At 65.8% G+C, this 10,858-nt stretch carries 9 protein-coding genes; 6 read left to right on the forward strand and 3 right to left on the reverse strand.

Annotated features, from left to right (window positions below):
- Positions 1-84: 84 nt before the first annotated feature.
- Both NJF35_RS11325 and aat read right to left on the reverse strand, forming a co-directional pair.
- Positions 85-792, reverse strand: a complete 708-nt coding sequence (locus NJF35_RS11325; RefSeq protein WP_225789188.1) for an arginyltransferase — start codon at positions 790-792, stop codon at positions 85-87.
- A 55-nt stretch (positions 793-847) separates the two neighbouring features.
- The gene (gene aat / locus NJF35_RS11330; protein ID WP_225789189.1) at positions 848-1,528 is read right to left on the reverse strand and encodes a leucyl/phenylalanyl-tRNA--protein transferase; all 681 of its coding nucleotides are present in this window, start codon (positions 1,526-1,528) and stop codon (positions 848-850) included.
- A gap of 392 nt (positions 1,529-1,920) precedes the next feature.
- Here aat and ftsK point away from each other — a divergent pair, with 392 nt between their 5' ends.
- From ftsK to cysG, 6 genes are all read left to right on the forward strand, one after another.
- Positions 1,921-4,335, forward strand: a complete 2,415-nt coding sequence (ftsK, locus tag NJF35_RS11335) for a DNA translocase FtsK (RefSeq protein WP_253080565.1) — start codon at positions 1,921-1,923, stop codon at positions 4,333-4,335.
- Between the two features lie 62 nt (positions 4,336-4,397).
- Entirely contained in the window at positions 4,398-5,021 is a 624-nt protein-coding gene (lolA, locus tag NJF35_RS11340) for an outer membrane lipoprotein chaperone LolA (protein ID WP_225789191.1), read from the forward strand.
- A gap of 12 nt (positions 5,022-5,033) precedes the next feature.
- Positions 5,034-6,359, forward strand: a complete 1,326-nt coding sequence (locus tag NJF35_RS11345) for a replication-associated recombination protein A (protein ID WP_225789192.1) — start codon at positions 5,034-5,036, stop codon at positions 6,357-6,359.
- Positions 6,356-6,730: a fluoride efflux transporter CrcB gene (crcB, locus tag NJF35_RS11350; protein WP_225789193.1), complete on the forward strand. Its 375-nt coding sequence runs from the start codon at positions 6,356-6,358 to the stop codon at positions 6,728-6,730. The genes NJF35_RS11345 and crcB overlap by 4 nt, the downstream gene beginning before the upstream one ends.
- A gap of 28 nt (positions 6,731-6,758) precedes the next feature.
- Positions 6,759-8,039 carry a serine--tRNA ligase gene (serS, locus tag NJF35_RS11355; protein ID WP_225789194.1) on the forward strand — a complete coding sequence of 427 codons (1,281 nt, stop codon included), beginning with the start codon at positions 6,759-6,761 and terminating at the stop codon, positions 8,037-8,039.
- On the forward strand, positions 8,040-9,434 hold the full coding sequence (gene cysG, locus NJF35_RS11360) for a siroheme synthase CysG (protein WP_225789195.1): 1,395 nt from the start codon (positions 8,040-8,042) through the stop codon (positions 9,432-9,434).
- A gap of 52 nt (positions 9,435-9,486) precedes the next feature.
- On the opposite strand, the gene NJF35_RS11365 is transcribed toward cysG, so the two are convergent.
- Entirely contained in the window at positions 9,487-10,797 is a 1,311-nt protein-coding gene (locus NJF35_RS11365) for an OprD family porin (RefSeq protein ID WP_253080566.1), read from the reverse strand.
- Between the last annotated feature and the right edge of the window lie 61 nt (positions 10,798-10,858).

Raw genomic sequence — 10,858 nt, forward strand, 5'->3', positions numbered from 1 at the left:
CCAGTGACGGCCCGACGCACCACTGCATCGGGCAAAAAAAGTGGCGTGGATTATGCCCGAAAACTGTGTTTCAAGCCAATGCTTTCAATTGAGGGTGACCCAGCGCTGGTTGATCAGCAGTTCGATGGGGCGGTACTGGGTCTTGTAGTTCATTTTCTTGCAGTTCTTGATCCAGTAGCCGAGGTAGACCGCGTCGAGGTTCTGCCGCAGCGCCTCGGTGATCTGCCAGAGGATGGCGTAGCGGCCCAGGCTGCGGCGTTCTTCCTCGGGCTCGTAGAAGGTGTAGACCGCCGACAGGCCGTTGGGCAGCAGGTCGCACACCGCCACTGCCATCAGCCTGCCTTCCAGGCGGAACTCGTAGAACCAGCAGAACGGCAGGTCGCGCACCAGGAAGGTGGAGAACTGGTCGCGGCTTGGCGGGTACATGTCACCGTCGGCATGGCGCTGCTCGATATAGCGCCGGTACAGGTCGAAATACTCTTCCTTGAACGCCGGGCGTGCGGCGCTGACGGTGAGGTCGGCGTTGCGCTTGAGGATACGCCGTTGCTGGCGGTTGGGGATGAAGCGCGCGGCCGGGATGCGCGCTGGCACGCAGGCATTGCAGTGCTGGCAATGGGGGCGATACAGGTGGTCGCCACTGCGGCGAAAGCCCATTTCCGACAGGTCGGCGTACACATGCACGTCCATCGGTTGGCTGGGATCGAGGAACAGGGTAGTGGCCTGCTCGTCCGGGAGGTAGCTGCAGGAGTGGGGCTGAGTGGCATAGAACTTCAACCGCGCCAACTCTGTCATGATCGACCCCTCGGCAAGACTTTGCCTTAAGTGTAAGCCAGCTGGCAGAACTCGCCTAGCGCACCCAGGTGGCGCCGCTGGGTTGGTCCAGGTAGCGCGCCAGGTGGTCGGCGAAGCTGGCGCGGCTGATGGCGCGGGCGCCGAAGCTGTGCAGGTGGTTGGTCGGCATCTGGCAGTCGATCAGCACGAAGCCGGCCTGCCGCAGGTGCTCGACCAGCGTCGCGAAGCCCACCTTGGAGGCATTGTCGGCGCGGCTGAACATCGATTCGCCGAAGAATAGCCGGCCCATGGCCAGGCCATACAGGCCGCCGACCAGCTCGCTCTCCTGGCGTACCTCCACCGAGTGGGCGATGCCGCGCCGATGCAGCTCGCAATAGGCGGCGCGCATGTTGTCGGTGATCCAGGTGCCGTCGGCATAGTCGCGGGGGGCGGCGCAGGCGGCGATCACCGCCGGGAAGTCGGTGTCGAAGGTGACCTGGTAGCGGCCTTGGCGCATCAGTTTGGCCAGTGAGCGAGACACGTGCAGCTCGTCCGGGAACAGCACGGTGCGTGGGTCGGGTGACCACCAGAGGATCGGTTGGCCGTCTTGGTACCAGGGGAAGCAACCATGGCGATAGGCCTGCACCAATCGCTCCGGGCTCAGGTCGCCGCCGGCGGCGAGCAGGCCGTTGGGCTCGTGCAGGGCTTTTTCCAGGGGCGGGAAGGTGAGCGAGTCACGGGTCAACCAGGTGAGCATTGTCTTTCGGCGGTGGGGGAGGGGAGGGTGAAGAGCATGGCGCGGCGGTGGTTGCAGGTCAATGCATGGTCTTGTAAGAGCGTGTGGCAGGGGGGCGGCACCGATTGACGCTTGCTCATGCATGCAATGGAAGATTTCCTACACAATCGCCCGCCATCCGGCACCAACCCGGACATTTGCTGTCATACCTGTGCAAAAACACAGCATAAGCCTTTGTCACGAAAGAAAATGCGTGCTCAAATTGCAGGCATAGGAAATTGGCCCCCGTTCACGCCCCGTATGGCGTGCCGCCATGGCGGCTGGCGGGCAGTAATGTTAAAAGTAGTGGTTCGTCGACCGGTCACCGGGTCGATCACTACTGGACGCGCAGCAAGCGCAGGAATAGACGCGTTTTGAAGAAATCCACCGCAACCCCGACCCCCTTGCCCGTGCCCCTGTGGCGGCAGCAGCTGCATTACCGCCTCAAGGAAGGCGCACTGATCGCCGTCGGCGCCCTGTGCCTGTACCTGTGGATGGCACTGCTGACCTACGACACGGCGGATCCGGGCTTCAGCCACACCAGCAACGTCGAGCAGGTGCAGAACGCCGCCGGCCGTGCCGGTGCCTACTTCGCCGATATCCTGTTCATGGTGCTGGGGTATTTCGCCTACATCTTCCCGCTGCTGCTGGCGATCAAGACCTGGCAGATCTTCCGCGAACGCCACCAGCCCTGGCAGTGGAGCGGCTGGCTGTTCTCCTGGCGGCTGATCGGCCTGGTGTTCCTGGTGCTGTCGGGCGCGGCGCTGGCGCATATCCATTTCCATCCGCCGGCAAGCTTGCCGTTCTCCGCCGGTGGCGCGCTGGGCGAAAGCCTGGGCGACCTGGCGCGCAACCTGCTCAACGTGCAGGGCAGCACGCTGATGTTCATCGCCCTGTTCCTGTTCGGCCTGACCGTCTTCACCGACCTGTCCTGGTTCAAGGTGATGGACATCACCGGCAAGATCACCCTCGACCTGTTCGAACTGGTGCAGAGCGCGGCCAATCGCTGGTGGGCGGCGCGCAACGAGCGCAAGCGCCTGGTGGCGCAACTGCGCGAGGTGGACGAGCAGATCGACGAAGTAGTCGCCCCGGTGGTGGCCGACAAGCGCGAGCAGGTCAAGGCCCGCGAGCGCATCATCGAGCGTGACCAAGCCCTGAACAAGCACGTGACCCAGCGCGAGCAGCAGCCGGCGCCGGTGATCATGCCGGCCCCGGCCAAGGCGCCGGAGCCGAGCAAGCGGGTGATGAAGGAAAAACAGGCGCCGCTGTTCGTCGACAGCGCCGTGGAAGGGACCCTGCCGTCGATTTCCATCCTCGACCCGGCCGAGCAGAAGAAGATCGAGTACTCGCCCGAGTCGCTGGCCGGCGTCGGCCACCTGCTGGAAATCAAGCTCAAGGAATTCGGCGTCGAAGTCTCGGTGGACTCGATCCACCCGGGCCCGGTGATCACCCGCTACGAGATCCAGCCGGCGGCCGGGGTCAAGGTCAGCCGCATCGCCAACCTGGCCAAGGACCTGGCGCGCTCCCTGGCGGTGACCAGTGTGCGCGTGGTCGAGGTGATCCCCGGCAAGACCACCGTGGGTATCGAGATCCCCAACGAGAACCGCCAGATCGTGCGCTTCTCCGAGGTGCTGTCGTCGTCCCAGTACGACGAGGCCAAGTCGCCGGTCACCCTGGCCCTGGGCCATGACATCGGTGGCAAGCCGGTCATCACCGACCTGGCCAAGATGCCCCACCTGCTGGTGGCCGGTACCACCGGTTCCGGTAAGTCGGTGGGGGTCAACGCCATGATCCTGTCGATCCTGTTCAAGTCCAGCCCGGAAGACGCGCGCCTGATCATGATCGACCCGAAGATGCTCGAGCTGTCGATCTACGAGGGCATCCCGCACCTGCTCTGCCCGGTGGTCACCGACATGAAGGACGCCGCCAACGCCTTGCGTTGGAGCGTGGCCGAGATGGAGCGGCGCTACAAGCTGATGGCGGCGATGGGCGTGCGCAACCTGGCCGGCTTCAACCGCAAGATCAAGGACGCCCAGGAGGCCGGCGAGTCGATCCCCGACCCGCTGTACCGCCGCGAGAGCATGGACGACGAGCCGCCGGCACTGAAGACCCTGCCGACCATCGTCGTGGTGGTCGACGAATTCGCCGACATGATGATGATCGTCGGCAAGAAGGTCGAAGAGCTGATCGCCCGTATCGCCCAGAAGGCGCGGGCCGCCGGTATCCACCTGATCCTCGCCACCCAGCGTCCGTCGGTGGATGTGATCACCGGCCTGATCAAGGCCAACATCCCGACCCGCATGGCCTTCCAGGTGTCGAGCAAGATCGACTCGCGGACCATCATCGATCAAGGCGGCGCCGAGCAGTTGCTCGGCCACGGTGACATGCTCTACATGCCGCCGGGCACCAGCCTGCCGATCCGCGTGCATGGCGCCTTCGTCTCCGACGACGAGGTGCACCGCGTGGTGGAGGCCTGGAAACTGCGTGGCGCACCGGACTACAACGACGACATCCTCAACGGTGTCGAGGAGGCCGGCAGCGGCTTCGACGGTGGTGGTGGCGGTGGTGGCGATGGCGACGATCCGGAAGCCGATGCCCTGTACGACGAAGCGGTGCAGTTCGTCCTGGAAAGCCGTCGGGCATCCATTTCCGCGGTGCAGCGCAAGCTGAAGATCGGCTACAACCGCGCTGCGCGGATGATCGAGGCCATGGAGATGGCTGGCGTGGTCACCCCCATGAACAGCAACGGCTCGCGGGAAGTGATTGCCCCGGGCGGCCCACGCGATTGATGATCACCTTGCCGGGCGCCGAAGGCGGCGCCCGGCCCATTCACTGTTCGACGAGGATTCCCATGCGCGCGATTCGCATGCTGTTGGTTTCTGCCCTGGCCCTGGGCGCCGTGTCGGCCCATGCCGACGAGAAGGACGTGGCGCGCCTGACCCAATTGCTGGAAAAGTCGCAGACCATCACTGCCCGTTTCTCCCAGCTGACCCTGGATGCCAGTGGCACCAGCCTGCAGGAGACCAGCGGCGAGATGGCGGTCAAGCGCCCAGGCCTGTTCTACTGGCACACCGATGCGCCCCAGGAACAGGTGGTGGTGTCCGATGGCCAGAAGGTCACCCTGTGGGACCCGGACCTGGAGCAGGCCACCGTCAAGAAGCTCGACGAGCGCCTGAACCAGACCCCGGCGCTGCTGCTGTCCGGTGACGTGTCGAAGATCAGCCAGAGCTTCGACATCACCTCCAAGGAGCAGGGCGAGGTCCTGGACTTCACCCTCAAGCCCAAGACCCGGGACACCCTGTTCGACTCGCTGCGGGTGTCGTTCCGCCGTGGGCTGATCAACGACATGCAACTGATCGACAGCGTCGGGCAGCGCACCAATATCCTGTTCAACGGGGTCAAGGCCAACGAGGCGGTCCCGGCGAGCAAGTTCCAGTTCAAGATCCCGGAAGGCGCCGACGTCATCCAGGAGTAACGAGAGCGCATCATGGACCTGTTTCGAAGCGAACCTGTCGCCCAGCCCCTGGCCGCCCGCCTGCGTCCGTCCAACCTGGACGAGTACGTCGGCCAGGAGCACCTGCTGGCACGCGGCAAGCCGCTGCGCGAGGCGCTGGAGCAGGGCGCGCTGCATTCGATGATCTTCTGGGGGCCACCCGGGGTCGGCAAGACCACCCTGGCGCGGCTGCTGGCGCAGTTCTGCGATGCGCATTTCGAGACCGTCTCGGCGGTGCTGGCCGGGGTCAAGGAGATCCGCCAGGCGGTCGAGGTGGCCAAGCAGCAGGCTGGCCAGTACGGCCGTCGGACCATCCTGTTCGTCGACGAGGTGCACCGCTTCAACAAGTCCCAGCAGGATGCCTTCCTGCCCTATGTGGAAGACGGCACGCTGATCTTCATCGGCGCCACCACCGAGAACCCCTCGTTCGAGCTGAACAACGCGCTGCTGTCGCGGGCCCGGGTCTATGTGCTCAAGAGCCTGGACGAAGCCGCCCTGCGCAAGCTGGTCAACCGCGCCCTGACCGAGGAGCGCGGCCTGGGCGAGCGTCGGCTGCAGGTCGGTGACGAAGCCTTTCAGATGCTCATGGCCGCCGCCGACGGCGATGGCCGGCGCATGCTCAACCTGCTGGAGAACGCCTCGGACCTGGCCGAGGACGGTGGCGAGATCGGCGTCGACCTGCTGCAGAGCCTGCTCGGTGACAGCCGCCGCCGCTTCGACAAGGGCGGCGAGGCCTTCTACGATCAGATCTCGGCGCTGCACAAGTCGGTGCGCGGCTCCAACCCGGACGCCGCCCTGTACTGGTATGCGCGCATGCTCGATGGGGGCTGCGACCCGCTGTACATCGCCCGCCGCGTGGTACGCATGGCCAGCGAGGATATCGGCAACGCCGACCCCCGTGCCCTGAGCCTGTGCCTGGCGGCCTGGGACGTGCAGGAGCGCCTGGGCAGCCCGGAAGGCGAACTGGCGGTGGCCCAGGCCATCACCTACATCGCCTGTGCGCCGAAGAGCAACGCGGTGTACATGGGCTTCAAGGCGGCCATGCGCGAGGCGGCCGAGCACGGCTCGCTGGAGGTGCCGTTGCACCTGCGCAATGCCCCGACCAAGTTGATGAAGCAACTGGGCTACGGCGAGGAGTACCGCTACGCCCACGACGAGCCCGATGCCTACGCCGCCGGCGAGGACTACTTCCCCGAGCAGCTCGAGCCGCGCCAGTACTACCAACCGGTACCCCGGGGCCTGGAACTGAAGATCGGCGAAAAGCTGCGCCACCTGGCCGAGCTCGACCGCAACAGCCCCCGCCAACGGAGAAAACCGTGATCGTACTCATCGCCGCCGTCAGCGCGGGCGGCGTCGCCGGCACGCTGCTGCGCTTCGCCACCGCCAACTGGGTCGCTGCCCACTGGCCACGACACTTCTATGCCGGTACGCTGGCGGTCAATCTGGTCGGCTGCCTGCTGATCGGCCTGCTCTACGGCCTGTTCCTGCACAAGCCGCTGGCGCCGGTCGAGCTGCGCGCAGGGCTGATCGTGGGCTTCCTCGGTGGCCTGACGACCTTTTCCTCCTTTTCGCTGGATACCGTGCGCCTGATGGAAAGCGGGCAAGTACCGCTGGCCCTGGGCTATACCGGTATCAGCGTAGTGGGCGGGCTGCTGGCCACCTGGGCCGGCCTGTCCCTGACCAAATTCTGAACCAACACACACACAACGAGAGAACGATATGCTCGATTCCAAACTGTTACGCGGCCAACTTCAGGAAGTGGCGGACCGCCTGGCCTCCCGTGGCTTCAGCCTGGATGTCGCGCGCATCGAATCCCTGGAAGAGCGCCGCAAGGCGGTGCAGACCCGCACCGAGCAACTGCAGGCCGAGCGTAACGCCCGTTCCAAGTCCATCGGCCAGGCCAAGGCCAAGGGCGAGGACATCGCCCCGCTGATGGCCGATGTCGAGCGCATGGCCAACGAGCTGGCCGCCGGCAAGGTCGAGCTGGACGGCATTCAGGCCGAGCTGGACGCCATCGTCCTGACCATCCCCAACCTGCCGGACGCCAGCGTACCGGTCGGCGCGGACGAGGATGCCAACGTCGAGGTGCGCCGCTGGGGCACGCCGCGCGCGTTCGATTTCGAGATCAAGGACCACGTGGCTCTGGGCGAGATCAGCGGCGGCCTGGACTTCGAGACCGCAGCCAAGCTTTCCGGCGCCCGCTTTGCCCTGCTGCGCGGCCCGATCGCCCGCCTGCACCGCGCCCTGGCCCAGTTCATGATCGACCTGCACACCCGCGAGCACGGCTACGAGGAAGCCTACACCCCGTACCTGGTGCAGGCGCCGGCCCTGCAGGGCACCGGCCAGTTGCCGAAGTTCGAGGAAGACCTGTTCAAGATCGCCCGTGAAGACGAGGCCGATTTCTACCTGATCCCGACCGCCGAGGTGTCGCTGACCAACATCGTCGCCGGCGAGATCCTCGATGCCAAGCAACTGCCGGTCAAGTTCGTCGCCCATACCCCGTGCTTCCGCAGCGAGGCCGGTGCCTCGGGCCGCGATACCCGTGGCATGATCCGCCAGCACCAGTTCGACAAGGTCGAGATGGTGCAGATCGTCGAGCCGTCCAAGTCGATGGAAGCCCTGGAGGGCCTGACCGCCAACGCCGAGCGCGTGCTGCAGGCCCTGGAGCTGCCGTACCGCGTACTGGCCCTGTGCACCGGCGACATGGGCTTCAGTGCGGTGAAGACCTACGACCTGGAAGTCTGGGTGCCGAGCCAGGACAAGTACCGCGAGATCAGCTCCTGCTCCAACTGTGGTGACTTCCAGGCGCGGCGCATGCAGGCGCGCTGGCGCAACCCGGAAACCGGCAAGCCGGAACTGGTGCACACCCTCAACGGCTCCGGCCTGGCCGTGGGCCGCACCCTGGTGGCGGTGCTGGAGAACTACCAGCAGGCCGACGGTTCGATCCGTGTGCCGGAAGTGCTCAAGCCGTACATGGGTGGTATCGAGGTCATCGGCTAAATGGATTTCCTGCCGCTGTTCCACAAGCTGCAGGGCGGCCGCGTGCTGGTCGTCGGCGGCGGCGAGATCGCCTTGCGCAAGGCGCGTCTGCTGGCCGATGCCGGCGCCGCGCTGCGGGTGGTCGCGCCGCAGGTCGACAGCCAGCTGGCGGCGTTGGCCCAGGAGGGGGGCGGCGAGGTCCTGGTGCGTGGCTACCAGGTCGGCGACCTGGAAGGCTGCCGGCTGGTGATCGCGGCCACCGACGACCCGACGCTCAATGCCCAGGTGTCGGCGGACGCACAAGGCCGCTGCCTGCCGGTCAACGTGGTGGATGCCCCGGCGCTGTGCACGGTGATCTTCCCGGCCATCGTCGACCGTTCGCCCCTGGTGGTGGCGGTGTCCAGCGGTGGCGACGCACCGGTGCTGGCGCGGTTGATCCGTGCCAGGCTGGAGGCCTGGATCCCGGCCGCCTATGGCGAACTGGCCGGGCTGGCGGCGCGTTTTCGCGACAAGGTCAAGGCCCTGTACCCAGACGTCAACCAGCGTCGCGGTTTCTGGGAGGAGGTCTTTCAGGGGCCGATCGCCGAGCGCCAGCTGGCCGGGCAGGGCAGCGAGGCCGAGCGCCTGTTGCAGGCCAAGGTCGATGGCGCGGCGGTGCAGCAAGGCGGCGAGGTGTACTTGGTCGGTGCCGGGCCGGGCGATCCGGACCTCCTGACCTTCCGTGCCCTGCGCCTGATGCAGCAGGCCGACGTGGTGCTCTACGACCGCCTGGTGGCGCCGGCCATCATCGAGATGTGCCGGCGCGATGCCGAGCGGATCTATGTGGGCAAGCGCCGCGCCGACCATGCCGTGCCCCAGGAGCAGATCAACCGCCTGCTGGTCGACCTGGCCCGCCAGGGCAAGCGCGTGTTGCGGCTCAAGGGCGGCGATCCGTTCATCTTCGGTCGTGGTGGCGAGGAGATCGAGGAGTTGGCTGGGGAGGGCATCCCGTTCCAGGTGGTGCCGGGCATCACCGCGGCCAGCGGCTGCTCCGCCTATGGCGGGATCCCGCTGACCCACCGGGACTATGCCCAATCGGTGCGTTTCGTCACCGGTCACCTGAAGGATGGCACCAGCAACCTGCCGTGGCATGACCTAGTAGCGCCGGCCCAGACCCTGGTGTTCTACATGGGCCTGGTGGGGCTGCCGACCATCTGTGCCGAGTTGATCCGCCATGGCCGTGCGGCCAGTACCCCGGCAGCGTTGGTGCAGCAAGGGACGACACGCAACCAGCGGGTGTTCACTGGCACCCTGGCCGACCTGCCGGAGCTGGTGGCACGGCATGAGGTGCATGCGCCGACCTTGGTGATCGTCGGGGAGGTGGTGCAGTTGCGTGACAAGCTGGCCTGGTTCGAGGGCGCGCAGCACACTTCCTGATCGGAGTAGATGACCTCGCAGGAGCGGGCAAGCCCGCTCCTGCGGTTCAGGCTCACAGCAACGGTAGTGAGTAGCTCACCATCACCCGGTTTTGGTCCTGGTTCCATTCGCTCGGCACGCCGCTGCGCAGCATGCCATTGCGCCAGCTGAACGCCAGCCCCTTGAGCGTTCCGTCTTGCACCACGTAATCCAGGGCGATGTCGCGTTCCCATTCCTGCTCGTCGCCACCCGATGCCATGCGGATGTGGCTGCCCTTCAGATAGGCCACCGAGGCAGTCAGCCCCGGCACCCCCAGCGCCGCGAAGTTGTAGGCATACTGGCCGAAGGTGGTGCGCTCGCCGGCCCGGGTGAAACTGGTCACCAGGCGATCGGTGAACAGATAGATACTGGCACCCGCCGCCCCTTCGCCGGTATTGCCCTGGTTGAGTTGCACGAAGTTGCCGCTGTTAGATACCCGCTGATGGCCCAGCAGCAACGCATGACCACCGAGTGCATAGGTGAACATCGCGCTCCAGGTGTCGTTGTCGATCTTGCCCGGCGTATCGGCCAAGCCGCTCACCTGATAACCTGCTGCACGTCCAGAGGCCGAATCGTTGCGCCCGTCGGCATCGGTCTTGAAGTAACGCAGGTCGGTGGTCAGCGACTGGTTGTCGGCCAGCGTCCAGACGTGTACCAGGCCGCCGAAGTGCTGCACGTAGTAGTCCTCGAGCTTGGCGGCGTAGTACTGCAGCTTGAGTGCTTCGCTCAATTGATAGTCGGCGCCGGCGAAGAGGAACGCGTTGCTCTCTTGGGTGCCCCCCGCGACAGCCAGGCCGGAGCGGTTGCTCGAGCCACGTCCGGTGGTGTGCTCCAGGCGCCCTCCGGTCAGCGTCAGGCCATCGAACTCCTGGGAGGTGATCATGCCGCCCTCGAAGGTCTGCGGTAGCACGCGACCGTCGTTGGTCACCAGGATCGGCAATTTCGGTTGCAAGGTGCCGTAGCGCGCCTCGGTCCTGGAGAAGCGCAGTTTGCCGGTCAGCCCCAGTCGACTCCACTGGTCGACGGCGCTGCCGTCGCTGTCGTCGGGAATCATCGAGCTGCCACGGTGGTTGCCGCCGCCGCCGTCCAGGCGCACCCCCAGCATGCCGAGGGCGTCGACGCCAACGCCGACGGTGCCGTCGGTGAAACCGGACTTGTAGTCGAGCAGAAAGCCCTGGGCCCATTCGGCGGTCTTGCTCTGCCCTGCGGCACTGGGGCGGTCGCGAAAGTCATTGTTGAAGTAGTAGTTGCGCAAGGTCAGGGCGGCTTTGCCATCTTCGACGAAGGCTGCCTGGGCGGGGGGAGCGAGCAGGGCGCTGGTGGCGGTCAGCAGGGAAAGGTGCATGAAGGGCTTTCTTGTCATTGTTGTTTTCCTGATGCAAAAAAGCGCCCGTACGCCGGGCGCA

Origin of the sequence: Pseudomonas guariconensis (assembly GCF_024127895.1) — a bacterium.
Classification (GTDB): Bacteria; Pseudomonadota; Gammaproteobacteria; order Pseudomonadales; family Pseudomonadaceae; genus Aquipseudomonas; species Aquipseudomonas guariconensis_B.